Source organism: Aquimarina pacifica (genome assembly GCF_000520955.1).
Classification (GTDB): domain Bacteria; phylum Bacteroidota; class Bacteroidia; order Flavobacteriales; family Flavobacteriaceae; genus Aquimarina; species Aquimarina pacifica.
The window spans coordinates 120,707-147,525 of sequence record NZ_JACC01000008.1 but is presented as its reverse complement, the minus strand read 5'-3'; the positions used below and the strand labels follow the sequence as shown (position 1 = coordinate 147,525).

General features: G+C 33.5%; 24 protein-coding genes. 9 read left to right on the top strand and 15 right to left on the bottom strand.

Annotated features, from left to right (window positions below):
- Positions 1–12 precede the first annotated feature (12 nt).
- Together DZ60_RS0106115 and DZ60_RS0106110 are read left to right on the top strand one after the other, a co-directional pair.
- Positions 13–2,736: a DEAD/DEAH box helicase gene (locus DZ60_RS0106115; protein ID WP_025741208.1), complete on the top strand. Its 2,724-nt coding sequence runs from the start codon at positions 13–15 to the stop codon at positions 2,734–2,736.
- Positions 2,733–3,641 (top strand): 2OG-Fe dioxygenase family protein, encoded by a 909-nt coding sequence (locus DZ60_RS0106110; protein WP_025741207.1) that lies wholly within the window; start codon positions 2,733–2,735, stop codon positions 3,639–3,641. The genes DZ60_RS0106115 and DZ60_RS0106110 overlap by 4 nt, the downstream gene beginning before the upstream one ends.
- Here DZ60_RS0106110 and DZ60_RS0106105 read toward each other — a convergent pair.
- From DZ60_RS0106105 to DZ60_RS0106095, 3 genes are read right to left on the bottom strand one after another with little or no spacing between them, the layout of a single operon-like run.
- Positions 3,633–4,547 carry a hypothetical protein gene (locus DZ60_RS0106105; protein ID WP_025741206.1) on the bottom strand — a complete coding sequence of 305 codons (915 nt, stop codon included), beginning with the start codon at positions 4,545–4,547 and terminating at the stop codon, positions 3,633–3,635. The genes DZ60_RS0106110 and DZ60_RS0106105 overlap by 9 nt on opposite strands.
- Before the next feature lie 21 nt (positions 4,548–4,568).
- Positions 4,569–4,919 carry a hypothetical protein gene (locus tag DZ60_RS0106100; protein WP_152537373.1) on the bottom strand — a complete coding sequence of 117 codons (351 nt, stop codon included), beginning with the start codon at positions 4,917–4,919 and terminating at the stop codon, positions 4,569–4,571.
- Between the two features lie 45 nt (positions 4,920–4,964).
- Positions 4,965–5,849: an SAM-dependent methyltransferase gene (locus DZ60_RS0106095; RefSeq protein ID WP_025741204.1), complete on the bottom strand. Its 885-nt coding sequence runs from the start codon at positions 5,847–5,849 to the stop codon at positions 4,965–4,967.
- A 282-nt stretch (positions 5,850–6,131) separates the two neighbouring features.
- Here DZ60_RS0106095 and DZ60_RS0106090 point away from each other — a divergent pair, with 282 nt between their 5' ends.
- Entirely contained in the window at positions 6,132–6,353 is a 222-nt protein-coding gene (locus tag DZ60_RS0106090; RefSeq protein WP_025741203.1) for a hypothetical protein, read from the top strand.
- A 172-nt stretch (positions 6,354–6,525) separates the two neighbouring features.
- On the top strand, positions 6,526–7,650 hold the full coding sequence (locus DZ60_RS24075; RefSeq protein WP_025741202.1) for a pentapeptide repeat-containing protein: 1,125 nt from the start codon (positions 6,526–6,528) through the stop codon (positions 7,648–7,650).
- Between the two features lie 39 nt (positions 7,651–7,689).
- On the opposite strand, the gene DZ60_RS0106080 is transcribed toward DZ60_RS24075, so the two are convergent.
- Positions 7,690–8,121, bottom strand: coding sequence for a hypothetical protein (locus tag DZ60_RS0106080; RefSeq protein WP_025741201.1), 432 nt, complete (start codon positions 8,119–8,121; stop codon positions 7,690–7,692).
- On the bottom strand, positions 8,102–8,827 hold the full coding sequence (locus tag DZ60_RS0106075; RefSeq protein ID WP_025741200.1) for a methyltransferase domain-containing protein: 726 nt from the start codon (positions 8,825–8,827) through the stop codon (positions 8,102–8,104). The genes DZ60_RS0106080 and DZ60_RS0106075 overlap by 20 nt, the downstream gene beginning before the upstream one ends.
- Before the next feature lie 58 nt (positions 8,828–8,885).
- On the opposite strand from DZ60_RS0106075, the gene DZ60_RS0106070 reads away from it, so the two are divergent.
- On the top strand, positions 8,886–9,461 hold the full coding sequence (locus DZ60_RS0106070; protein WP_034228842.1) for a nitroreductase family protein: 576 nt from the start codon (positions 8,886–8,888) through the stop codon (positions 9,459–9,461).
- Between the two features lie 73 nt (positions 9,462–9,534).
- Here DZ60_RS0106070 and DZ60_RS25430 read toward each other — a convergent pair whose 3' ends face one another.
- The 4 genes from DZ60_RS25430 to DZ60_RS0106050 form a co-directional block, all read right to left on the bottom strand.
- Positions 9,535–9,960, bottom strand: a complete 426-nt coding sequence (locus DZ60_RS25430; RefSeq protein WP_025741198.1) for a hypothetical protein — start codon at positions 9,958–9,960, stop codon at positions 9,535–9,537.
- A 184-nt stretch (positions 9,961–10,144) separates the two neighbouring features.
- Entirely contained in the window at positions 10,145–10,912 is a 768-nt protein-coding gene (locus tag DZ60_RS0106060; RefSeq protein ID WP_025741197.1) for a TIGR03915 family putative DNA repair protein, read from the bottom strand.
- An 8-nt stretch (positions 10,913–10,920) separates the two neighbouring features.
- The gene (locus DZ60_RS0106055) at positions 10,921–12,180 is read right to left on the bottom strand and encodes a putative DNA modification/repair radical SAM protein (protein WP_025741196.1); all 1,260 of its coding nucleotides are present in this window, start codon (positions 12,178–12,180) and stop codon (positions 10,921–10,923) included.
- Positions 12,170–12,553, bottom strand: a complete 384-nt coding sequence (locus DZ60_RS0106050; protein ID WP_025741195.1) for an endonuclease domain-containing protein — start codon at positions 12,551–12,553, stop codon at positions 12,170–12,172. Before DZ60_RS0106050 ends, DZ60_RS0106055 begins: the two co-directional genes overlap by 11 nt.
- 170 nt (positions 12,554–12,723) lie before the next feature.
- On the opposite strand from DZ60_RS0106050, the gene DZ60_RS0106045 reads away from it, so the two are divergent.
- Positions 12,724–13,494 carry an XRE family transcriptional regulator gene (locus DZ60_RS0106045; RefSeq protein WP_025741194.1) on the top strand — a complete coding sequence of 257 codons (771 nt, stop codon included), beginning with the start codon at positions 12,724–12,726 and terminating at the stop codon, positions 13,492–13,494.
- Here the strand turns inward: DZ60_RS0106045 and DZ60_RS0106040 are convergent.
- From DZ60_RS0106040 to DZ60_RS0106015, 6 genes are all read right to left on the bottom strand, one after another.
- The gene (locus DZ60_RS0106040; RefSeq protein ID WP_034228840.1) at positions 13,487–14,497 is read right to left on the bottom strand and encodes an App1 family protein; all 1,011 of its coding nucleotides are present in this window, start codon (positions 14,495–14,497) and stop codon (positions 13,487–13,489) included. The two genes, DZ60_RS0106045 and DZ60_RS0106040, sit on opposite strands and share 8 nt — an antisense overlap.
- A gap of 270 nt (positions 14,498–14,767) precedes the next feature.
- Positions 14,768–17,092, bottom strand: a complete 2,325-nt coding sequence (locus DZ60_RS0106035; RefSeq protein WP_025741192.1) for a sodium-translocating pyrophosphatase — start codon at positions 17,090–17,092, stop codon at positions 14,768–14,770.
- Positions 17,093–17,402: 310 nt separating this feature from the next.
- Positions 17,403–19,223, bottom strand: coding sequence for a HAMP domain-containing protein (locus DZ60_RS0106030; protein WP_025741191.1), 1,821 nt, complete (start codon positions 19,221–19,223; stop codon positions 17,403–17,405).
- Positions 19,224–19,736: 513 nt separating this feature from the next.
- A complete protein-coding gene (locus tag DZ60_RS0106025) occupies positions 19,737–20,267 on the bottom strand; it encodes an inorganic diphosphatase (protein WP_025741190.1) in 531 nt (176 codons plus the stop codon).
- Between the two features lie 239 nt (positions 20,268–20,506).
- Complete coding sequence (locus DZ60_RS0106020; protein ID WP_025741189.1) at positions 20,507–23,002, bottom strand: DUF5686 and carboxypeptidase-like regulatory domain-containing protein; 2,496 nt, start codon at positions 23,000–23,002, stop codon at positions 20,507–20,509.
- A gap of 119 nt (positions 23,003–23,121) precedes the next feature.
- Positions 23,122–24,099 (bottom strand): pyruvate dehydrogenase complex E1 component subunit beta, encoded by a 978-nt coding sequence (locus DZ60_RS0106015; protein ID WP_025741188.1) that lies wholly within the window; start codon positions 24,097–24,099, stop codon positions 23,122–23,124.
- Between the two features lie 161 nt (positions 24,100–24,260).
- Here DZ60_RS0106015 and DZ60_RS0106010 point away from each other — a divergent pair, with 161 nt between their 5' ends.
- From DZ60_RS0106010 to DZ60_RS0106000, 3 genes are all read left to right on the top strand, one after another.
- On the top strand, positions 24,261–25,007 hold the full coding sequence (locus DZ60_RS0106010; protein ID WP_025741187.1) for an electron transfer flavoprotein subunit beta/FixA family protein: 747 nt from the start codon (positions 24,261–24,263) through the stop codon (positions 25,005–25,007).
- 113 nt (positions 25,008–25,120) lie between these two features.
- Positions 25,121–26,089 (top strand): electron transfer flavoprotein subunit alpha/FixB family protein, encoded by a 969-nt coding sequence (locus tag DZ60_RS0106005; RefSeq protein WP_025741186.1) that lies wholly within the window; start codon positions 25,121–25,123, stop codon positions 26,087–26,089.
- Between the two features lie 88 nt (positions 26,090–26,177).
- The gene (locus DZ60_RS0106000; protein ID WP_025741185.1) at positions 26,178–26,798 is read left to right on the top strand and encodes a bifunctional nuclease family protein; all 621 of its coding nucleotides are present in this window, start codon (positions 26,178–26,180) and stop codon (positions 26,796–26,798) included.
- Positions 26,799–26,819 lie beyond the last annotated feature (21 nt).

The following is a 26,819-nucleotide window of genomic DNA, read 5'->3' as shown; positions in this document are numbered from 1 at the left end:
GAGTAATAATCTATGTATATAGAAAAAGTAGTATCGTATTATCAGGATTGTTATAAACAAGAATTTAGAGATAACGACGTACTCAATTTTTTGGGAACCAAAGTAGACAAGCGTTTTTTTCTTTCGCAGACAAATTCTTTATATCGCGAAGAAGATACTACGTTTATGAAGATCGATTTTGGGGAGGAGCTATATAAATACCTAGAAATCAATCGAAAAGAAAAAACATTTATTTCCTGTAGTTTCTTTATTACAGGAAAACTTACTTTTCTTGGCAAACGAAGAACTATTTGTGCTCCTTTGATTGTTACACCCGTATCTCTAGAGATTAATAATGACGGATTATATCATATTGACTATAATTTTTCAGAAAATAGGACGAATGATGCATTATTAAATCTTTTAAAAGGAAATTTTGATCTTGACGATTCTTTTTTATTAGAAATAAAATCTTTGGTCAATGAACAATCTCCCGAAAAGCAAAACATAGAAAAGATTGCCAAAAAGCTTAAGGAATACCTAGATGTCGATACTAAAGCCTTAGAAGAATTACCTAAATTACTAAATGGAGATAAACTAAAGAGTCACGTAAAATCATCATCTCTAAAACTACTACCTGTTGTTGCAATAGGTGTTGTCGAGAAATCTAAGTCGAATCGAAATGTGTTACATGAAATAGAAGAAATAAAAGATGGACATTTATTTAATGAAACGTTACATTCTTTGTTTTCTCGAAATAAAAATATTCATGGGAATTCTTCTGATCAAAAAGCATCTATTTATGTGCCCTCTAATCTTAGTGAGCCACAGTTAGATATTATTCGTGGCGTAAAGAATAATGATGTTACTGTTGTGGTTGGACCACCAGGAACAGGAAAATCATATACAATTGCTTCACTTGCAATTGATTTAGTATACCATCAACAAAGTGTTCTCATATGTTCTAAATCTGATCAGGCGGTTGATGTATTACAAAATAAAATAATACATGATCTTGGGATAAAAGGCTTGTCTATACGGGCAGGTTCAGGAAGAGGATATAAAGCAAAATTAAAGAAGAAAATAGAATCTATTTTAAGATTCAGAAAGTCCAAAGGAGGAGATTTTTATATTCCTAAAAAAAAGAAAGAAATAGAGTATGCAGAAAGAAAGATACAAGAAATATCAGATGAAATTTTAGAAAGAGAATCTCAGGAAATTAAGAATGCAAAACTGTTTTTAGAACATAGACCATCTTTTTTTAAAAGAATTAAAAGAAATTATGTGTCCAAACAAGTATTAAAAAGCATACCGTTTTGGCAATTAATTGATTTATTGCATCATTATATACATCAAAAAAATAAATTGATCAAGGAGATCATATCATTGCAATATGCGGATCGTGTTACTTCTTTACTAAAGGATCATCGAAGTACTTTTCAGGATTTATTGCGTTTGGCAAAATCTCCTGATCCCGAAGTGAGAGATCAGTTGTTCGAAGCTATTAATTTTGATGCTGTGCTATCTTGTTTGCCCATTTGGATTACCAAATCTACTGATGTAAGTGAAGTATTGCCTTTAAAAAATGATGTGTTTGATGTGGTAATTATTGATGAAGCATCCCAATGTGATATTGCTACCATGATTCCTATTTTAGCAAGAGCAAAAAAGATAGTTATTGTAGGAGACCCCAAACAATTAAGACATGTTTCCTTTTTATCTAAAGCAGTCATGGAAAAAACAGCTAGTACATATGGGTTAGAGCATGAAATGGATGTGTCTAATTATAGAGAGACTAGTTTTTTGGATTACGTACTTGAGCGTATTAAATCACAGGAGAGTATTCATTTTCTAGATGAACATTATAGAAGTTTGCCCGATATTATACGATATAGTAATCATAAGTTCTATGAGAATCAATTGAAAGTAATGTCTGGGTTATATATCCACAAGAAACAATCCTCTCTAGAATGGATTCAATGTAGTGGTAGTAAAAAGAAAGATGGGGTAAACCTAGAAGAAGCGCATAAAGTTTTGGAAGAAATAGAACGTTTGGTCGAAGAAGAAAAAGAGATCGCGTCTAATGTTTGTACCACTATAGGAGTTTTATCTCCTTTTAGAGATCAGGTTAATTATCTAAAGAAAAAAATGGAGGAAATAGACCTGACTGCTATTAGAAAACATAAGATTGCGGTTGGAACCCCATTCGAGTTTCAAGGAGAAGAACGAGACCTTATGTTGATTACATTTACTATTGATAATGATACTAGTGCTTCAGTTTTTCAATATTTGGATAGAGAAGATGTGTTTAACGTAAGTATAACAAGAGCAAAGCAAAAACAACTTTTGTATTACTCTTTTGATGCCAAAAATTTTAAAAACAGGCATTTATTAATAGAATATTTATCAGAAACCCGAATACGTGATAAACATGTTAATGATACTGATTTTATTGATAATTTTGCGACAGAGGTGTTTGAGGAACTTATTCAATTAGGGATTAAAGAACAAGATATTCTGATTAATTATCCACTTGCAGGGTATGTAATGGATATACTTTTGACCTATAATAACCGAACAGTATGTATAGACTTGGTAGGGTATCCAGGATCATTAGAAAAGACATTTTCTATAGAACAATACAAAACATTGTTTAGAATCAGAGTTCCTATTATTACAATACCTTATGCGTATTGGTTGTATAATAAAAAAGACTGTTTAGCATATATTTCTAAAAAAGTAAGGATTACCAAATGATCACAGAAAAAGACATTTCAAAAACTGTAGGTAGGACTATAAAATCTCCCATTAGAGTAGGCGGACTCAGAGATTTTAAAATTAATCAAGTGTCATTTCTGGATTTTTTTAAACCTTTTTTTGAAAGCTTAGAAGATGATCACTATTTGGTAAGAGGAAAACAAATTGTTTTTCTGAAAACTATTTTCTCAGAAGATGCTGAGAGTATCGAAAAGTTTCATAAATCCTATTTTGAGGGCACTGTTTCTACAGATGTTCTAACCCGATGGATTGAACGTTTGAATTCGGATCAGAAACAAAAATTTGATCAATTGTCGATGATAACAAGACAGCGAAGTATAGCATCGTTTGAAGTTGAAATATGGGATGATACTTTTTTTGTAGAACGTATATTGCATAAGGGATTTGAGCAAGATGTAGATGATTTTAGAGTATGGAAACGTGTATTTACTCAAGCACCATCTCAATTAGTAGAGAATGATTTATTTTTTGAATTACTAAAGAAGATGGCAGGTTTGGTCAAAGAAATCCATCCCGATATCAGAAAAATACAGATCACTAGCCATTTTATGAGAACCATTTCTAGAGAGACTATCAAGGGTGAGAATGCTCCAGAAGGAATTCATGAAGATGGGGCGCAATATATTATGTCGGCTTTGGTAATTAATAGACAAAATATAGAAGGAGCAGAAAGTCAAATTTATGAGAAGACAAACTCAGCAGATAAAGAATTGGTGTATAAAAAAATATTAGATCCAGGAGAATTTATATTTCAGGCAGATACCGGAGAGGAGTTCACCTTTGGTAATGATCTGTGGCATTATGTAACTCCCATTGCACCTATTGATGTCTTAAAACCAGGAATACGGGATATAATAGGGTTTGATATGGATATTTTAGAGTAGTGGAGTACCCGTATTTTGTTCTAAAATTGCCGACTCTTTTTCGATTTGTGTTCTTATAGATTTATAAGTTGTGAACTCATAAAGTTCATGTAAAGCGCCATGGCCTCTGTTTCCAAAATGATGTGCCAATACATGGATACAACAGTTTCCTAAAATTCTGGCTCCGGGTCCTATAACATTAGTACTTCGCTGGATATAGGAACGTTCTGCCAGTTTTTGGATAGGAGTGATAGCCGATCTGATTTTATAATGTCCTGCTAAAAGTACCAGGCCTTTTATAATCATGATGTTTTCACGTCGCATAGGTTCGTAATCGATGTAATATTGTATGCCATAAGTTCCTTGACCGATTTGAATTTCTTTAGTTCTGGGGGTAAAGCGTGATGCATTTTCTAAGATCAGTCTAATGCAACTTTTAAGAGCCTCACTCTCCATTGTATATTCGAGACTTTTTACTATTGAAATAGCTTCCTTAGCAGTTGTAATTTTGGTTTCTTTACTAAAAACCTTAGCGATCATAGAAAAAGCATCTCTCTTATCATCAGGATATTCAGTGATAGTTTGATTCACAAAATCTCCGAAAGGGTCGGGCAATAGTAAGAACAGGGGAGTACCATCTTCAAAACAAATCCCTGAATGATTGATAAGTATTCTTTCAATTATACTTATGGAGTCCGCATAAGGCGAAAAATCATTTTCCTTTAATGTTTTGCATTGTAAGAAGTCTTTTAATACCGCAATAAAACCTTCTGATATAGATTGAGTTTCCACAAATCGTTTTAGTTGATTTGTAATCATTTTAAGAGACAAAAGGTAAGAAAAATCATGATTCCAATAGGTAATGAGAAATATCAATTCTTTTTCAGAAAAAGGTAAAATGGCTCTAATTAAGGCATTAACAATCATTAGGGTAAAAACACTTGAGATTTACTCAAGATCACTCTTCTTGTTTAATTGCTGTTGTTCAGTTCGATGTAATAGATAAAGGACAAACTCTTTTTTTTCTTTTTTGGATTGTTTAGTTAAAATATCGTAAGAACTTAAATCACTTAGGTTGATCTCATGTAAAGCTGTATGATCTATTTTCGAAATTGTCGTGGCCTCATGAAACAGAGTCACCAGAAGCTCTTCATATTCATTTATTTCCTCATTCTTTATAAGCTCATCAAGATCAATGATGGAAGTTTTAATAGGAATAGGTTTTCCTTCGGATAGGATTTTCTTTTCATCAGGAGAGAGCTCGAATTTGGAAGGTTCTATTCCAAATATTTTAAACATTAATTTTTCCAGATCCATGATTCGAACTATTTACTCCATTTTTAATTAGGATAACAGGCAGCTAATTTTATCTAAGGATGATCCATAATCAAAATTAAAATCAATATGTACTAAATCTCCGGCCTTCACCTGTTGAGTATTGGTGGTTTTTAGAACAGTAGGAGGCATAAGGCTATCGGTTCCTGTAAAATTAGAACCCTCAGTAACCTCTACATAAGACTCCAGATATAGGGCATTAACTTCGCCCGAAAATAATACCGGGACAGAAAAACTAAGGGTAACACCTTGTTTCTTTTCTTTAAGCAATTCGATCTCATTAACCAGAAATTGCTGCGTAAGAAACATGGGTTGATGCCGGGTAAAATTTACGGGATAGTGATGAATATTCGGATCAATATCAGCCGTACACAATCTGGCAAAATTTACAATACGATTTGGGAAGAGTTTACCTTCAGGTTTTAAAAATTCGCGCATGTGCTGAAAAATCTGTACCTGAAACTCATTGGCACAATAAATACTCATGAGTTCACCAATTACATAATCTACTTTTTCGGGAAGTTCTACTGTGAGTGCATCAGCATAGATCACTTCGACTTTATTTGCCCAAGGATGTTTTGCAATTTCTGCATTTATAAAAGGTATCAAATCAGGGTTGTTTTCTATTAAGTATGCTTTTTTTACATGTGGCATATATAATTTGGTGAGCGGGAGTGTTCCTACTCCAATTTCACAAACTGTAGCTCCCTGTAAATTATTGTTGATTTTGAATGCATTATGAAAAGCATCAACACGTTGCTTGTCAGTCTCCATTATCTTATAGTAGATATCAGGAAAGCCAAAATGAGATTCATCAAAGGTTTGGGCTTTTAACAAGTCGTATTTTAAATCTTCGTAGTTGTCAATAATGTTCTCAAATAATTTATCTTTCATAGTAGTAGCAGTCTGATTATATAGGTAAATATATATAATTATTTTGGCCTTGTTTATACTTTTGAATTAAGTAATTATAATAACCTTCTTCTATTTTTAGAATTCTTTATCAGATTTTTTTGATCTGAAAATTGTGTCAACAGTTTTTGACATAAATCGAAATAACCTGCTTTTGATCGAAGATTAATGCTTTTATTTAACTCTTTTAGTATCATTTTAGACGATAGATTAATACTTTCATTATATATTCTTTTTTAAGTATATGACAAAAAATGTATTAAGATGGAAAGTGATTTGAATATGGCAGAAGTACGACTGATTATACGAAACCTCATTACGTTTATAGTAATAGAAGGAAAGGAATATGTAAATGACGATAAGAAAAAAGCATATGTGGCCGGATATGTGAATCTTCTAGTCAAAACTATTCATCTCATAGACGAAGAAGAAAAAAAATCGATAATACAAGACATTTCTAATGATATAACTACCTATTTGGGGTAATAATTTTGAGATGTTTTTTTACAGAGCAGTGCTTTCTTAAAAAATTTAAGAAGGCTTTCTTTTTATGTCTCAATAACTTTTATATCTTAACTATCGTAATAAGATTTTTATACTTTCAACAATAAAAAGAAAAATATTTTCTGAAGGTATAGTTATTCAAAATTAGAAAATAGTGAGTGAGCAGGATTATATCGAACGGTTAAAGACAGAAAATAAACTTCTTCAGGACAAGCTTGATAAAATAAATAAAGTATCACAAAAGAAAAAGAAATTTAGGTGGTGGCTTCTTAAAAAAACAGGTACTCCTATTCTTGGTAACAAGCTCAAGAGAAGCATTAATACTGCAATTAATGAGTATAAAGAGTATAGAACAGTTTCTACAGATACAGTTTCAGACGTTTCTTCGAGTATTATATGGCGGATTACTAGAGTAGGGTTGTTTGCATTTTTATTTGCGGTGGTACCTTCTCTAGTTTTATTGTTTCAGACCAAGCTCATTATGAATCAAAATGACCTGATTACGAGTCAAAATAATTTGGTAGAGGCAGATCGTAGATCTTCATTAGTTTTTGTGATGGGAGATGTGCTCGCAGATCTCAATGAAGAGTTAAAATATAAAGGCTCTAGCACACGTAATATAAGTAATACTCTAGAGGCTAGGATAATAGGTCTGTGTATGGCAATGAAGCCTTATAAGTACATGGAAAATGGAAAATTAATCGAGAAGCCCATTAGCTCAGAACGAGGGCAATTACTATTTACACTATTAAAAAGTGATTTGGCATCAGAATCTTCACAGGATATCCTTAATTTATCCGATTTTAGTTATACGAATTTCTATAAAGTTAATTTAGGAAGAGGGGTTAACCTCAAATATGCTCGTTTAAATCACTCTAATTTAATTGAAGCAGAAATGCCCGCTGCCAATTTACAGAGCAGTGAACTTAGGGAATCAGAAATGAGTGGGATAAATTTATCTGATGCAAACCTTAAAAGAGCACAGGTTCAAAGAGCTAATCTTAGAAAAGCAGAGTTGTTAAGTGTAGACCTTACCAATGCTAATTTATCTGGAGCAGATCTCACAGGAGCAGATCTTACCGAGGCAGTTCTTTGGGGAACAAAGCTTAAAGATGCAAACCTAACAGATGTTACTCTTGATAATGTCATTGTTGATCGGCAAGATTGGATTTCCTATATCGAGGATTCCCTAGATGTAGAAGGAGCAGACGAAATAAAGGATAAATATAGAATTAAAAAACAAGGGAAAAAGCAGTTTGTTCTTTTGCCCAAAAAGTAATTAATTACAATTTTTGGTTTACTTGGTAAACTACACAAGCTATTTTTTTGAAAAAATAAGTTGATGGGTTTTATCCACTAGCCAGTTACCTGCAGGAAAATAAAGAGCAAAAAACAGTGCCATACCAAGACTAAAATTTTGTGGACTAAATAATGTATCAAGAATATTGTTAGGGTACACATAAGAAGTACGTAACCAATACCCTAAAAATTCAAGAATTCCCATTGCGACAAGGCCATAAGCATATTGATCAAAAAAAGAATACCCTCTAAGCATGATAGAAATAGGGACCATATATAAAATATAGCAGGTGATTACCTGCCACCAATAAGTGAACTTTGCAATTTCCATTTCAATGCCAAAACGATTCATTCCTAGTCCCCAGACAAAATAAATGATCACATAAGTAATTATTAATGTTTTAGGAACGCTTCTTAGTTTTTCTAAGTTTTTAGCTGCTATTTCTTTCATTACATATATAGATTTGGGCAATCATACGAAAAAAAGGCTTTTTGATCACCGTATACTTTTCTATTTCACTGCCCTTTATAATTGTTAATAACTCTTTACGAGTAAAAGCTCTTCGTATTGCAATCAACCCATCTTTTTTTGCCATTTCAGAAATAGGAAGTACTGTACTGACAAGTTTAAAAATATAATAGGCAATTGCACTCCTGTAAAGTTCGCTAAAAATAATATGTTTTACAGTTTTGGTTTGTAATTTTTTAAGAAAATCACATAATTGTTGATCGTTAAAATGATAAATAAAATGACTGCTAATCACTACATCACAAATAGGTAAATTAAAATCTGAGGCTAAAATATCTGCTGTCCTAAAAGCTATATTCGAAGGGTCAGGATTGTTTTGTTGAGCGTATGCAATACTTTGTGGATTTCCATCAATTCCCATTAGAGAGGCATTAATATTTCTTGCCTTTAACTTTTTCGAAATATAAAATAGGCTATCACCACCACCACAACCAATATCTATTATAGAAATTTTTTTTTGAGGAAACCTGGTAAGGCAAAACTTTATGACGGCACTACTTAATTGTCTATGATTACCTAAAAATAAATTGATATGTCGAAGACTGAGTAAAGTTTGCTGCAATACTTTCCCGGATAAGGAAAGATTGTCTAATTGTTCAGCTTGATGTGATCGTTTTTCGAAATTCAAGATAATTTGTAAAGATGAGTTCTAGAATAATAATAACTTTACAAAAAAAAGAAATAATATGTTAGAAGAAGATATTAATACCATAATTCGAGAAAGACGTTCTATTTTTCCTGTTGAGTATAATGGTAAAGAGGTTTCGAAGGCATTTATTAAAATGATGTTAGAAAATGCAAACTATGCTCCAACACATAAACTTACGCAGCCATGGCGTTTTAAGGTGCTACAAGGAAGTGCTAAAGAGCGATTGGCGATTTTTTTGTCAGATACCTATACAGATATCACGAGCGAAACGGATTTTTCTCCTTTTAAGCATAAAAAAATAATTAGAAACTGTAACGCTGCAAGTGCTATAGTAGCTATATGTCTGCAAAGAGATAAGAAGGAACGTGTTCCTGAGTGGGAAGAGGTTGCCTCTATGGCAATGGCTGTTCAGAATATGTGGTTAACATGTACTGCAAATAAAATAGGATGTTATTGGAGCAGCCCTAAGTTAATAGACTATTTGGGCGATTTTTTTGATTTTGAAGATGGAGAACGTTGTTATGGTTTCTTTTATCTAGGACATTATGATAAAGAACAGAAAGATGCCTCTAAGCGTGATCCTATAGAAGTAAAAGTACAATGGTTAGAATAAAAAAGACCATCCATAAAATGGATGGTCTTTTGTTTTGGTCAAGTTTAGCTGACCAGAGATATCTTAAAGATAACTATTGTTGCATCATTTTTGTTGAAAGCTCTTGAAGTTTCTTAGATCTTTCAGTCATATAATCAGATAATTTTTTTGCATCTTCACCAGAAAGCTTACCTGAGATTTCTTGAGCCATTGTCCCAAGTTCTTGTCCTTTTTCTGCAAGCCCTGCAAAAGCTCCCATATCCTTAGCTGCAACAACTTTTTCGTATTCATCTAAGTACTTTTCGTAAGAATCAACATATTGTTGTACTGCAGGATCGCTAAAGCTAGGAACAGCATCAGCTACACTTTCTACTTTTTCTGCAACTTCTTGAACAGCTTCTGTTACTGCTTCTTCAGTAGTCTCTGCAGCGTCTTGTACAGCATCTGCTGCTTTGTCTGTAGTGTTCTTACAAGATATAACAGATACACACACTAAAATTGCTAAAAATAAATTTTTCATAATATTTGATTTAGTTAATTTAGGTTATTTAACGACTAATTTAGGGCTTTATTTCATGTATTGCGCTATTTCAAGTGGGTAAAAATTCCACACCAAGTGTGATGTTTTTTTAGAAAATGTCAAAAAAATAGGTTAAAAAAATAGAGTTATGTCAATAAATATAATGCATAGCAGGTTTTGTATATTAGTTTTTTTCGATGAGATATTTCCAATATCGTTTTGGCAAATGACGTAAATGAAGCTTATTGTTTTTGCGCGATATGATGTTAACATTAGAGAAATAGGTTCTCCAGAGAGCTTCAAATTCTTTTTCATTACTAGAAAGTGATTTGATATCTATGTTTGATTTTACAGTCCCCTCTATAGTAATGATTTCTATTTTTTTTAGATCATAATAAATCCCATAGCTCCTTTTTAGATCGTATATCATCCACTTTTGATCTGCATACCTATCCTTAAAATGAGAAGTAATAAGGGGTAGTACGTTAAAATCAGGTTCAATAATAGAAGTGTAAATGTTGTCAGTGGTTAATCGAAATCTAACAAAGGCCTCAATCCTGTGCTTTTCTCTTTGAACCATTTTGGCAACCTGACTAATTTTAAGAATGTCTTTATTACTATAATCAATCGAGGTATCGGTTTTCTCTTTCATAAAGACAATTCTTAAATAGTTGAACAAGGTGTTTTCAACACCTTTAATTTCACTTAAGAATGCTTTAAAAAACATGCGCTGTTGTGTCTTAGTTGTTTTTAATTTAAATCCATCCCAAACTCGCTTGGCTTTTTGCTTTTCGGTATGTATTTCTTCTGTAGTGGCGAATAATTGTGTTGGGGTACTTTTGTTTTTTTTATTTATAATAGGATGTGTCACCTTTTGTTCATAGATCAAAAACACTGCACATAAAAAACCATCAAAACTACCATCGTATAGAATTATCGTTTGTGAGTGCATAGTTATTGTTAAAAAAGACGTAATTGATGGTTAAAATACTTTTTATACTTGCTATTAGAGTTTTTGAGAATTCTAGCTTTTATCTCATCTGGGGCAAGTTCCTGAGAATAAAAATCTTTAGAATCGCAAGTAATAAAATAATGAGCTCTATTATTGGCTATTCCGATTGCTTTAAGATGTGTCCAATTAAGTTTTCTGAATTTTCGAGCTTCGAGTATTTTGTATACTGATTGCATACCAATACCTGGTACTCTTGCAAGCATTCTTTTATCTGCTCTATTAATGTCGATAGGAAAAAAGTGTAGATTTCGCAGTGCCCAACTGAGTTTTGGGTCGATATCTAAGTCTAAATGCGTATGCGAATCGTTGAGAATCTCTTCTACAGAGAATCCATAAAATCGAAGTAACCAATCTGTTTGGTACAGTCTATTTTCTCTTAAAATAGGTACTTCGGTGTCTATCGCAGGTAATCGACTATCCTCGAGTACGGGAATATAGCCCGAATAATAGACCCTGCGCATATTGAATTTTTTGTAATAAAAAGTGGCAGAATACATGATGTCACGATCACTTTCTCCTGTAGCTCCAATAATCATTTGAGTACTTTGTCCGGCAGGAGCATATCTTGGCGTACTTTTTATAATTTTTTGTTCTGCACGGTGTTGAATAATTTCTTCCTTGACTTTTTGCATCGGTTTGATAAAATCCTCATGTTTCTTATCTGGCGCAAGCAGTTTTAATCCCGATTTAGTTGGGATTTCTATATTCACACTGAGACGATCTGCATACAAGCCTGCTTCACGCATTAATTCATCACTAGCACCCGGAATAGATTTGAGATGAATATACCCATTAAAGTTCTCCTCTAATCTTAATTTTTTGGCTACCTCGACCAAGCGTTCCATGGTAAAATCTGCATTTTTAAATATTCCAGAACTCAAAAAAAGACCTTCGATATAATTTCTTCGATAAAAATTAATAGTGAGATCAACAACTTCCTGAATTTTAAAAGCAGCTCTTTGTATATCATTGCTTTTTCTCGTTATACAATACGCACAATCATAGATGCAATGGTTGGTAAGTAGTATTTTTAGTAAAGAAACGCAACGCCCATCCTCGGTATAACTGTGGCATATACCCATACCAGTATTATTTCCAAGTCCTTTTTTCGGATTATTTCTTTTACCTCCGCTACTTGCACAAGAAACATCGTACTTAGCCGCATCAGCAAGAATGGAGAGTTTTTCTCTAATTCTTTCAAACGACATACACTTTGTCTGAAGAGGTTTTTATTTGATTTTTTATTGTGCGTATGATTTCTTCTATGTCTGTAAGAATTTGATAATCAGTAAATTTTAAAACGGTAATTCCTAAAGAAGAAATAATAAGTTTTTTGGGAGCATCGAGATTATAGACATCAGAAAACTCATGCGCATATCCATCAATGTCTATGGCTATTTTTAGACCTGAACAATAAAAATCAAAGGTATAGTTTCCGATTGTTTGATTTCGCGAAAAATGAAATCCTTTCTCCGTAAGTTTTTGATACAGATAATCTATTGTGGCAATAGAATTATCAAGAGAATGTCTAATAATAGTCTCTGATACTTTTTGATAATGTGGGATCATTTGTGTTGGCATAATTAGATTTGTTAATAGTAATTTTTCCAAATTTATGGAAAAATTCCATAATGATGGAATTTTGACTATGTTAAAATTGGAAATATTCCAAAATATTTTATCTTTGTTACTGATTATCCCTGCTCCTAAATTATTTTTGTAGGATAGATAGTACTGTTAATTTTTATTTTATGGATAATTCAACTAGCCAAACGATTAAGCGTTTTAAAGAAATTCGTGAGGAAAATCATTTTACCCAATCTGATTTTGCTAAGATTTTACAGATCAAAAATTCTACTGCAGATATAGAAAGGGGTAAAACCAAAATTTCTGGAAAAGTCGTTGCTCGATTACTTCAGGAATTCAGTATCAATCCTCTTTGGCTTTTTGGAGAAAGCAATCAAAAGAAAATTAGATTGTATCAAAATGATGTTTCTCCTAAAGTAGTCACTATTAATTCAGAAAGCAATGAGAATATTGTTTTAGTTAATGTAAAAGCTGCGGCAGGGTATCCTAATCATGTTCAGGATTTGGATTGGTATCAGCAATTACCAGCATTTGACATCCCGCTACCCGAATATAGAAACGCAACGTATCGTGGTTTTCAGGTTGAAGGTGATAGTATGCTACCTTTGTTAGAACCCAAAGAATGGGTTATAGGTAAGGCTGTGAACAATCTTAATGAGGTAAGTAATAATACAGTTTGCGTAGTAGTATTAGAAGATAGTGTAGTTGTGAAGAAAATCAGAAAAAGTGAAGATAATGCCGAAATGACATTAATATCGATTAATACAGAGTATGCTCCTTATACAATTATGACGCATCAAATTGTTGAGCTTTGGGAAATAAATAGTAAGCTGAGTTTTAACATTGATGCAAATTCTGATACTACAAGTCTTAAACAAATACAAGAAGCTATGATAGAGTTAACTTCTGAAGTAAGAGGACTAAAAGCTAATTAATAAACCCCATTTTTTTTGCGTGTAATACAGCCTCTTCTGAAGTTGTGAAAAGTAGAATAGGACAAGCATTAAAAGAAGTTATGATCTTTTGTATGCGCTTTTCTTTTTTGAGATGACGCACATTTCTTAAATATATTGCCAAAATGCGGTTAGGATATTCTTCTGCAATAGTAGTATAAATATCAGCATCTTTTTCTCCACTATCCCCAATAAGAATGTAATTAAGATTTGGATACATTTCTAAAAGGTTAATGATTTCTGATTGTTTATGTGGCATCTTGGGTTTGGGAGTTTTGTCAAAAGGGGTCCTAAAATCTCTTAGTAAAATGGGACCTGGAGGGAAATGATTTTTTTCGAAAAAGGCACTAAGATAATCATAGAGATTCCAAGGACTATTGCTGACATAGAAAAACGGATTAGAAGGTACGCCTATTTCAGTATTGTTGAGTTTTTTATAGAAAAATACAGTTCCCTCGGTAGCTATTCTTTTATCAAAGTTTTTAAAAATTGTATTCGCTATTACCTTCCATTTAAAGAAAGAAGCAACACCAGTATGAAGAATAGTATCATCTATATCACTAATAATACCAAAACTGGCTTTGGAAGAAGGGATGAGCATCTTACTCTGAAAGACATTTTTATGGCTAATTCTTTTTTTGATAGCTTCTTTTTGATAAGATACAATATAGGGTATCCAGCCTTCTTTGTCTGTATAATCAGAAAGTACAGTTTCTGATAATTCGACTTGATAATAACCTTCTTGATCAGTTGTTGTCTCTATTATTTCTCCATTGGGTAATGTTACTTTTATGGGGATATTTCTTACTTCATCACTTTCGAACTGGCGATAAATATTACGTAAAGTTTTAAAAATATTTTGATTGATTCCAAAGTCTATGTTTTCATCTTCTAGAGCGCGGCCAGTAGCTCTAAACAGAGTATCTGTCCCATATCCCAGGTATGTATTGATGCGTAACGCTTTTTTTCTGAAAATTGATATCATTTATACTTTGAGTTTATCTTAATAAAACACTCTTTTTCTACTTCTTTTTCAGAAAAAAATTAATTCTAGTTATGGCAATTATAACAATGCTAATTTTTTTCCTTCACATAGACTAAAAACAGCTCATTTTCTTTTCTGGTACATTCAGAATGTAACTGAGATTAGGAAGTGTGCTTTGTAAAAGTATAAAAATAAACAACCTCACTCAAAAAGCGAGGTTGTACAAGGTAGTTATTTAATATTTTAATTTATGAAAGTCTTTTGTTGGCTTTAATACCTTTTGTTTTTTTGATGTCTATTAGCTTCTGTAGATTTAATAGTTTCATGGTTAGTTGCCTTACGGTTATTTTCTGTGATTTTAGGAATATCCGTTTTTCGAGCTAATTCAGTAGGTTTGATAGATGTAGTTATTTCTATAGGCTTGTTTGCAACTGCTGTCTCTGCAGAGTGATTCCCCAGAAGGGGAGCGATCACTAGACCAACTAAACATGTTAATTTGATTAAAATATTCATCGATGGGCCAGAAGTATCTTTAAAAGGATCTCCAACGGTATCACCTGTCACTGCAGCCTTGTGAGAATCAGAACCTTTATATGTCATTTCGCCATTAATTTCTACACCAGCTTCGAATGATTTTTTTGCATTGTCCCAGGCACCACCTGCATTATTTTGAAAAATTGCCCACATTACTCCTGATACGCAAACACCAGCCATATATCCTCCTAGGGGTTCTGCTCCAAAAAATAGTCCAATAAGGATAGGGGTAATGATGGTAATAAGCCCAGGTAGAATCATTTCTTTTAATGCAGCTTTTGTTGATATGTCTACACATTTTGCATACTCGGGAGTGCCAGTCCCTTCCATAATTCCAGGAATTTCTTTAAACTGTCGACGCACCTCATGCACCATTTCCATAGCAGCTTTACCTACAGATTGCATTGCTAAGGCAGAAAATACAACAGGGATCATTCCTCCTATAAATAACATGGCAAGTACATCTGCTTTGAAAATGTTAATTCCATCTATTCCTGTAAAGGTTACATATGCTGCAAATAGTGCTAAAGCTGTCAAAGCAGCAGATGCGATTGCAAACCCTTTACCAACTGCAGCTGTTGTGTTTCCTACAGAGTCGAGAATATCGGTTCGTTCTCTTACTTCTGGATCTAATTCACTCATTTCTGCTACACCTCCTGCATTATCGGCAATGGGACCAAAAGCATCAATCGCTAATTGCATGGCGGTGGTCGCCATCATAGCAGAAGCTGCGAGTGCAACTCCATAGAACCCTGCGAGAGCATACGATCCATAAATGGCAGCAGCAAATAAGAATACAGATAAAAATGTAGATTTCATACCAACAGCAAGTCCCGCAATAATATTGGTAGCGGCTCCTGTTGCACTATTTTGTACGATATTAAGCACTGGCTTTTTGCCAAGACTAGTATAATGAGCAGTTACCATAGATATAAGTGCCCCAACGGCCAATCCAATAATTGTAGCATAGAATACATTAATTGAAGCAATTTCTTTAATGCCTTCACCAAAAAAGCTCATGCGCATTGTTTTTGGTAGCATCCAGTCAATCAAAAAATAGCTAGCTATAAGGGTTAAGAGAATAGCAGCCCAGTTTCCGATATCTAGTGCTTTTTGTATTTGTGCCTCTTTTGCATCATTACTTTTGATACCAACTAAAAATGTTCCGATAATTGATGCCAAAATACCTACACCTGCGATAACAATTGGCAATAGTATGGGACCCATGTTACCAAAGTCATCTGTAAATATGGTTGTGCTAGACATATCTCTGATCACGTAATTTCCTAATACCATTGCTGCGAGTACTGTAGCCACATAGGAGCCAAATAAATCTGCTCCCATACCAGCAACATCTCCTACATTATCTCCTACATTATCAGCAATAGTAGCGGGATTTCGAGGATCGTCTTCGGGTATTCCTGCTTCTACTTTACCTACTAGATCAGCTCCTACATCTGCAGCTTTTGTATAAATACCTCCTCCTACACGTGCGAATAAGGCAATAGATTCTGCACCCAAAGAAAATCCAGCAAGAGCTTCTAGTACGATTGTCATATTATCATAAAAAGATCCTGGATTACCCATAAATTGATGTGTAAAGAACATAAAGAATAAACTCAGCCCGAGAACAGCAAGCCCTGCAACTCCTAATCCCATTACAGTACCACCACCAAAGGATACCTTAAGTGCTTGTGGCAAACTTGTTTTTGCAGCTTCGGCTGTTCGAGCATTTGCATCTGTAGCAATGCGCATACCTATATTTCCTGCTAATGCAGAAAAAATAGCACCCATAATAAAAGCCGGAACAATCATCCAGCTCGTAGTAGCAACGTATAATGATATGCCGAATAATGCGGCAGACGCTATAACAACAAAAATTACTAATAATCTATATTCTGCGGCAAGAAATGCCAATGCGCCTTCTTTAATGCTTTTTGATATTTCTTGCATTTTGCTGCTTCCTGGGTCTTGCTTTTTTACCCAAACCATTTTAATAAACATAAAGAGTAAGCCCAAAATTGCCAATGCGATTGGCGCAAAGATTATGTGTGATTTCATTAAGTGTATTTTTATTTGTGAGTTAGTGAATTGTTAAATGTAGTGAATTCAAATAAATATAAAAAGCGCAATAAACTTTGAAAATATTACGATTTTTGTATTTTAAGACAATAAAATTCTTATAAATGCAAAATGATTGGTCTTTTTGACCATCTTATATCTAAAGATTTGTTGTCATTTGTGTCATGCTCCTGATTTTATTTCAGTTTTTTTCTTGAAACAAAATCTTTTTCACCCATTATATATCAGGTATTTTACCTTTGCGTGAAAATGTTTGCTTGGCAATACGTTTCCTGGATAGAAACGTATTTTATATTTTTTTTTCGATATCAGAATCATCTTGATATTTGACATCTTTTAACAATTCTTGAGCTTCCTGAATTAATTGATCTAACTGTTTCGTTGATTGGTCAAGTAATGCTAAGCACTGGTTTTTATCTTCTTCGCTAACTCCTGATTTGATAAGATCCAAAAGCCCTAAAATAGAAGATACAGGACCACGTAATTGATGCGAATTAAAATGTGCATATTTGATTAATTGTTTGTTTTGTTCCTGTAATTTAAGTGTTCTTTTTTTTACTTTTTCGTCTAATGATTTATTGAGTGTCGAAATTTGATCATTCAGCTTTGATAGGTTAAGAGACTTAATTGCGAGTTCATCTTTCTGTTTATTAAGTAAATTGTTTTTGGTGACAATTTCTTGGCGTCCTTTTTTAAGTTTACTTATCGTATCATTAAAAGTTTCTGCCAAAACACCTAATTCGTCTTTATTAGAAACCTTAACCTCGGCATCAAAATTACCCTTACCTAACTCTGTGGCAAATTTTGCTAAAGAACGAATGGGTTTATAAATAGTTCTTGCCAATATAACCGAGGCTATGAATGCGATAAAAACAAGAATTGATAACATTAGAATTGATTTACGAGCTCCTTGTTTTACAGAACCAAATACTTCTGCCGCATCAATTTCGGCAAGAAAAGCCCATGACATCCCGTTAATTTTTAAGGAGGTATATGAACTCAATACTTCAATTTTTCTGTAGTCAGGAGTAATCATAGTGCCAGAGATGCCTGCTAATGCCTTTGTTACTGGTTCGGTATCTACTTTTTGAAATAATACGCTAGTTTTATAATAGTCCATTAGAGCAATCTCTTCTTGCGTGGCGGTTTTTGCTTTCTTAATAGATTCAAAGTATGTTTTTGGGGATTCTATGATGAACCTAGAATCTGTTCTCATTTTGTAATCACTCCCTACTATATAGGTTTCTCCTGATTGACCAAGACCTTCTTCTTCCCATGCTTTGGTACCTGTGGCAATTTCATTAATTTTATGCAAAGGCACTTGCAATATGAGAGTGCCTATTTTTAATTCTCCATCAAAAACTGGAGCAGCTATAAATGCTGCAGGGGCAAAATTAGAAGGTAAATAGCGTTCAAAATCGCACATCATTGTCCCATTCTTTAATCCGGTATACCTTATTTTTCGATATAGTTTTCCGATGTTAGAATCGGCAAAAGGGCCAGATAAAAGACTTGTTGCGTAGTCAATTTCTTTGGCTACACTATAGACAATATAACCTGTTTTGTCTTCTATTAGGAAAAGGTCATAGATGTCGTATCTTTTTATAAAGGAAGATAATGATTTGTGATATTTATTATGGATATCAAAGTAATGCAAATGTTCAAAATTTGCTTTAGTATTCATTAAGTATTGATGCTGTAAAAGTATGCTTACAGTATTGTCAGGAATCAAGTTTTTAATTTCTGTTTCTTTTCCTTTTTTGGGAGTAGGGATATGTATTTGTTGGTCTTCATAATATTCTTGCAGGTCTTTCTTATAATTGGGAGATAGGGATAGGTCTTTCATTTCTGCGAATGCCTCCTTAAATTCTTTCATAGCATTCACGGCAAAATTGCTTTGAGCAAATAAGCCAGTTTCGGTATTTATCTTAGAAAAATACCATTCTAGCTCTCTTTTTTTTATTTGACGAACAGTTTTTAGTTGTTCAAAACTCCGTTGACTTAATCTTTCTATAGACTGGTTATATTCCCATACTACAAACCCTCCTAATGGTAGAACACTAATCAAAATAAAAATCAGTTGAACTCTAAATTTTATACTTCGCAACATGAGTGATTATATTAAGTAAAATTTATCTGAAACAATATGATGAAAAATTAGGGTAGTTTTTTTACTTCAGTAACTAATTAGAAGTATCAACCTATTAACCATCTGGGGTAGAATATTGAATATATTTTTATCAAATACAGTAACTAAAATAGGTATTTTTACTAAAAAAAAATGGGTTGTAGTAAAGTTTTTTACCTTAATTCAGTTTAGGTATTGTGGTATGTAATGCTAAAAATTAGGTGATTATTAAGTTTACTATTCACATTTAGGTTGCGCTAAATAGTACCAGCTAAACTTGGATTATGTATTGGAAGTAGAGATTATTTTGCGGCTCTATATAACTATATTAAATGGCAAGGGATTGGATTGTTTTCTGAGGTATCAATCCGATATTTATTATATAATGGAGTAAAATAAAAAGCCCTACCATAGTGTATTACATTATAGTAGGGGCATAAATAAATTTACATAGGATATAACATCCTATTTATCTTTAATTCTAAAAAAAAGGGGTTAGTAAATACTAAATAATCCCTCGGGTCTGTCTTTTATATCTTCAAAACGCTTTATGCTGGTTTGAATAATTTCTTTAGCTTCTGCAAGATCACCCCATCCGCCAACATCGACTTTCTTTTTTTCTAAATCTTTGTATACTCTAAAAAAATGTTCAATTTCTTTAATTAGGTGAGGGTTTAACTCATTGATATCCTTAATTTGGCTAGCTATAGGGTCAGAAACAGGTACGCAAATGATTTTTTCATCAGGTCCTTTCTCATCTGTCATATGAAAAATACCAATAGGCTTTACCTCCATTACACAACCAGGAAATGTAGGTTCAGTAACTAATACTAAAACATCAAGAGGATCTCCGTCTAATGCCAAAGTTTCTGGAATAAATCCATAATCCGCAGGATACATCATTGATGAGAATATCATACGGTCGTAGCGTACTTTCTTTATTTCAAAATCATATTCATATTTATTGCGACTTCCTTTAGGAATTTCAATCAATACATCAAAACTTTCGTGGGTTGTTGAGCTCATAGTTTTCATCTACTTTTAATAGTCGCCAAATATAGGAATTACAACAGGTTGATTACAATTAAAATCTGAAATTTATATTTTTTTTGGCAAAAAATTATTATTAACGTAAAATACAACGTTTTCGCTTTAGTGGTTTTGATATAATCTTAATTCATAAATGATTTGTGCAACTATTAGTTGCTGCTTTTAGTTTTCTGTAAAGCGAGAAAATAACTTATGTAAGAAGGTGCGTAGATTAATTAAAAATAGAAACCAAAAGATCCAGTAACTCCAAATTTTCGAGCATCTGGGTTGTCAAAATAATTACCTCTAAAATGAAAATCGATTCTAAAGATTTTGAATATATTGCCAACACCAAGACTATATTCCCAATATGCTTCGTCATCTGGCGCAATAAGGATTTCATTTGAAGGAGCGCTTAGTGCAATGTTTTCGTCTGATAATTCACCCCATACTGCTCGAATACCAACTAACTCTCTTAAATTTAATTTGCGCAATAATGGTATTCTTGAGAATATTCGACCATTAAAATTGTGTTCAAGTTGTAAAGATGCATAAGTATCTGTTACAAATTCATAGAAATTAAGTAATGGAAATGTATTGGATATGGATAGATATGTTTGATTTCCTGGTATTACACTTAATAATCCTAAAGGTACATCTCCAAAGGTTTTGCCAAGCTCTAGAGAGCTGTTAAGTTTTCCAAAACCACCTATTGTCCATGGTTTTTGGTAGAAAAATTGAATTTTTTGATAATCAAAATCACTTTCAACAAACCCTTTGACCCCAAGACTATAATTCAGAAATAATGTAGAGAAGTCACCATCATTAACGACTGTTCTATCAACTCCATAACTTGTTGTTTTTTTACCGGGTGTATATGTAAGTTGGGTAGCAATTTCTGTTTGTTTGATTTTTGATCTTTGTTCTCCAGTCTCCATGTCTATAAAATCTAAACTAAATAAAGACCTGTCGGCAGGTTCTAAAGTACGGTGCGATCCCGTAATCCCTAAAGTAAAATTCTTTTTGGGTTCTATTTGCATAGAGAACGCAGTTAGATTAAGTGATGTCAACCTATTATTATCGCCAGTACTAACAATTGAAGATGAGGCCAAACTTCGTCCTTCTACATCGTTAGTATTTGTTAAGCTGGCACCTAATTGTTCTACATCATTTCTATGGCCTGCCGCCACAATAAGCCTAGATTTTCTATCTACAAGGTATTTTCCTGAGACTCCGTACTTAAATTTCTGGTCTCTAAAACCATACGCTCCATATCCTTCTATACGCCATCTGTCATTTGTGGTAAAATAAGTACGTCCTCCTGCTCTAATTCTCCATCCTTCGATAGAATTAAACCCAACTGTAGAGAATAGTGGCCCAAAATCAAATCCATTAAATTCTATATAGCCTGAAGCGAGTATGGTTCCTATACTATACAAACGCTTGAATGCTTTAACGGTTCTAAGCGTATCTAGGAGTTTGTATACTTTTTGTTCATCTTTATTAAGTTCTTCCATCCGAGCATTTGACCAAAAAGAATCTTCTCGGTTAAAAATGTCTTGATCATAAGGATCTACTTGATTTTGATAGAATTTTTTGTCCTTTTTTATGTCGAACTTATAATTATCATATAGCGTAGTTCTCTTGCCATATACACCTCTGGATTTTTCCTTTTTGCTAAAGGCAAAGTCAGATTGAAAGTAATCTTTGGTTATAAGAAAAATAGAGTCATTAAGAACATCAAACTCTTGTTCTATATAAAGGTCTTTAACCCAATTGATATTTGCGCTTTTGGTTACCTCAAGATTAATCTCTTTGAGAGCCCATGTTGTGTCATTTACCCAAAAATCTCCTTTAAACGTAAGCTCATTTTTTCTTCTGGGATAGTATATGATATTATAGCACCATTTATTATCAACATATGCACTATCTGAGAGTACATAATTGTATACACTTACTCCAGTTCTTGATAAAGGACTAGTAAAGCTCTTGTCGAAGAATTTAAGATAGTTTTCATAAACATCATAATCAGAATATAAGTCTTTAACAAAGGCAATCAATGTTTGGTTGTCACTAAAACCTGCGTTTTTGTTACCCGTTAAAACTTCTTTATGTTCGGCAAGAATATTGTCTCCATATACCTTAGAAAGTGCTTCATTAAGAAAAATGGGTAAATACGTTTTTCCGGTAATTCTTGAGGTATCTACATCATCAAAAATAAACTCCATACCATTAAAAATACGACTATTTATAAGAGTGCTGTCGATTGTGTTAAGGTCAAACTCTAATTTTTCGTATTTATCATAGGTGTATTGCTTAAATTTTTTCACCCCATTTTCACGGCGATTCTTCCAGATTTTTTTTAGGATTTCTACAGCGGGGTTGTTTTTTTTAGCGGTTTTTCCTTTAAAAATTACAACTTCATCAAGGGCAGCAGCTTCTTCTTCAAGTATGATTTCCATTTTATAGTTAACACTTTTTTGAAGTGTTATTGTTTTTGTCTCAAAACCTACAAAGGAAATTTTAATTTCAGAGTGGTTGTCATCAGACTCCATATAGAATCTACCATCCTCATCCGTAATTGTTCCTACCGTAGAATTAACAAATACAATATTAGCAAATGGAATAGGCTGTTTGTAGTTATCAAAAACCTGACCTCCAACTTTAGTTTGTGCATGAACACATGAAAAAGAAACTACAGTAAAAAGGAATCCTAAAATCAAACGTTTCATCTAAAGCTATTAACATTAATACTTGTGAAAAATTTATTATCCACATCAAATTTCAGGCCATTTTTATGGTTTGATGTGACTTCTAAAGAATGATGAAACGCAAAAATATAGGCTTCATTTTATTTATACATAACTTTTTTTACCGCATGTACAACATCATTACTATTTGGTAACCATTGTTCTAATAAAACAGGAGAATATGGTGTTGGTGTGTCAGCTGTATTGATTTTTAAGATCGGTGCATCCAAATAATCAAATATGTTTGATTGCACTTGATATGTGATTTCTGAAGCAATATTGGCAAGTGGCCAAGCTTCTTCCAGAATTACTAATCGATTTGTTTTTTTAACAGAAGTAAAAATAGCATCAAGATCTAATGGTCTAACAGTTCTCAAATCAATTATTTCGCATGAAATATTATCTTTGGCCAACTCATCGGCTGCTTTGTATGCTTCTTTGATGATTTTACCAAAAGAAACTATAGTTACGTCTGTACCTTCTCTTTTTGTTTCAGCAACGCCTAATGGTATTGTGTATTCTCCTTCAGGTACTTCTCCTTTATCACCATACATTTGTTCACTCTCCATGAAGATTACAGGATCATTGTCACGGATAGCAGATTTTAATAGCCCTTTTGCATCTTTAGGATTAGAAGGGATAACAACTTTAAGTCCCGGAGTATTGGCAAACCAGTTTTCAAAAGCTTGAGAATGCGTTGCTCCTAATTGACCTGCAGAAGCAGTAGGACCTCTAAATACAATAGGTATGTTAAATTGTCCACCACTCATTTGGCGCATTTTTGCGGCATTATTGATAATTTGATCAATACCTACTAAAGAGAAGTTAAACGTCATATACTCAACAATAGGACGATTACCAAGCATAGCACTTCCTATAGCAATACCAGAAAAACCTAATTCAGAAATCGGCGTGTCAATGACTCTGTCAGGGCCAAACTCATCTAACATACCTTTACTCGCTTTGTATGCCCCATTATATTCTGCTACCTCTTCACCCATTAAGTATATGGATTCATCTTGGCGCATCTCTTCACTCATTGCTTCGCAAATTGCTTCTCTAAACTGTATCGTTTTCATCTGTAAAAAATTATTTTTGCTATAAGAATGCCAAAAGTAATAATTAATACCTTTTGTAGGTGATCGAATATCGAAAAATTTATTATGCATGCATAGTAAATTCGAGTTTTTATTTGTACCTTCGCTATTATTGTTAAATTCTCAAAAAACACCTATATAAAATGAAGATATTAGTTTGTATTAGCCATGTACCGGACACAACTTCCAAAATTAATTTTACGGATGGTGATACTAAGTTCGATACAAATGGGGTACAGTTTGTAATTAACCCTAATGATGAGTTTGGATTAACCAGAGCTATGTGGTTTAAAGAAAAACAAGGTGCGTCAGTTGATGTTGTTAATGTTGGCGGGCCAGAAACTGAACCTACTTTACGAAAAGCTTTGGCAATTGGTGCAGATAGTGCAATTCGAGTAAATACAGAGGCCACAGATGGTTTTTATGTAGCAAAACAATTGGCACATGTTATTCAGGATGGGGGATATGATCTAGTTATAGCCGGGAGAGAATCCATTGATTATAATGGTGGTATGGTCCCTGGTATGATTGCTGGACTTACAGGTGCTAATTTTGTTAATACCTGTATCGGTCTTGAGGTAGACGGAGATTTGGCTACTGCAGTTCGTGAAATAGATGGAGGAAAAGAAACATCAACCGCTAAATTACCCTTGATTGTAGGAGGTCAAAAAGGATTGGTAGAAGAGAGTGATTTGCGCATACCTAATATGAGAGGTATTATGATGGCTCGTAAAAAGCCACTTACCGTTGTAGAACCTATTGATGCAGGACAAGAAACGAAGTCTGTTAAGTTTCAAAAACCGGAGCCAAAAGGAGCTGTTACCCTTGTAGATGCAGAAAATGTTGATCAATTAGTTTCATTATTGCATAATGAGGCAAAGGTGATTTAGATATTTTGTTTGAGCCAAAGAGTATTGGTTTCAAAACCTTTTAAAAACATTTCAAAATAATCAAATATGTTCCTGAACTATAATCAGGACTAAATTTTAAAATATAATATATTATGTCAGTATTAGTATATACGGAGAGCGATAGCGGAAAATTTAAAAAATCGGCTTTTGAAGCGGCATCTTATGCAAAAGAAGTGGCTGCTATGTTAGGTGTTGCAGTAACTGCAGTAAGTATTAATGGGGGTGATAGTAGCGAGTTAGGGACTTATGGAGTAGATAAAGTGCTTGAAGTTAAGAATGATGATTTAACCAATTTTAATGCCAAGGCATATGCTGATATACTCAAACAAGCTGCACAAAAGGAAGGTGCCAAAGTTGTTGTTGTGAGCTCAACGGCAGATAGTAAATTTTTAGCACCTTTATTGGCAGTTCACCTTGATGCGGGTTACGCCTCAAATGTAGTTGCTCTTCCTGAGAGTGCTTCTCCTTTTGTTGTAAAACGTACAGCTTTTACCAATAAGGCATTTAGTATGACAGAAATGTCTACAGATGTCAAAGTAATTGGGTTGTCTAATAATGCTTTTGGACTTAAAGAAAATTCTGGAGATGCAGCTGCAGAGGTATTCGAGCCAGTATTATCTCAAGATGATTTTTCTACCCAGATAACTGCCGTAGATAGAGCTTCTGATAAGGTGTCTATTGCAGATGCCGAAATTGTTGTTTCAGGAGGTCGTGGTCTTAAAGGACCTGAGCATTGGGGTATGATAGAAGAACTTGCCGATGTTCTTGGTGCTGCTACTGCCTGTTCTAAGCCTGTAAGTGATATGGGATGGAGACCTCATGGAGAACATGTAGGGCAAACAGGAAAGCCTGTTGCTTCTAATTTGTATATTGCAATTGGCGTTTCAGGTGCGATTCAGCATTTGGCTGGGATTAATGCAAGTAAAGTAAAAGTAGTTATTAATAATGATCCAGAAGCCCCATTCTTCAAGGCTGCAGATTATGGCATCGTAGGTGATGCTTTTGATGTAGTGCCAAAACTTATTGAAAAATTAAAAGAATTTAAGTCGAATAACGCATAATTTTTATAAATTGTACCCAATTAAGGGCTGTTTGAACTTCGGAAAAAGTCCACTTGTTCAAACAGGCCTTTTTTTTATTGAGAGAAATATGAGTTTAGTTCGCCTTAACATAAAAGGTATATCATACAGTCAAACCCAAAATGGTGCATATGCATTGATTTTGAGTGAGGTAGATGGAGAAAGAAAACTGCCAATTGTTATAGGGGCTTTTGAAGCCCAATCTATAGCTATTGCTCTAGAAAAGGAGATTAAACCTCCTAGACCTCTTACTCATGATCTGTTTAAAAATTTTGCAGATCGGTTTGATATAATAGTAAAGCAGGTTATTATTCATAAACTGGTGGATGGAGTGTTTTACTCTAGCGTTATCTGTGAACGTGATAAAATAGAAGAAATAATAGATGCACGAACAAGTGATGCTATAGCTTTGGCATTGCGTTTTCAGGCACCTATTTTTACATATAAGAATATTTTAGATCAGGCAGGAATATACTTAAAAGTTAATCCTAAAAAAGAAGATGAAAATGCTTCAGATGATCCATTAGTTGATGAGTTGCTTGTGTCTGACGAGCTTCAAGGTACCACAAAAGAAACGAGTTATAAAGATCTTTCATTAGATGAGCTTAACACAATGCTGGGGCAGGCTGTGTCTAGTGAAGATTATGAATTAGCTGCAAGAATAAGAGATGAAATTTCTAAAAGAGGCTAATACGATTCGCTTCAAGTGTCT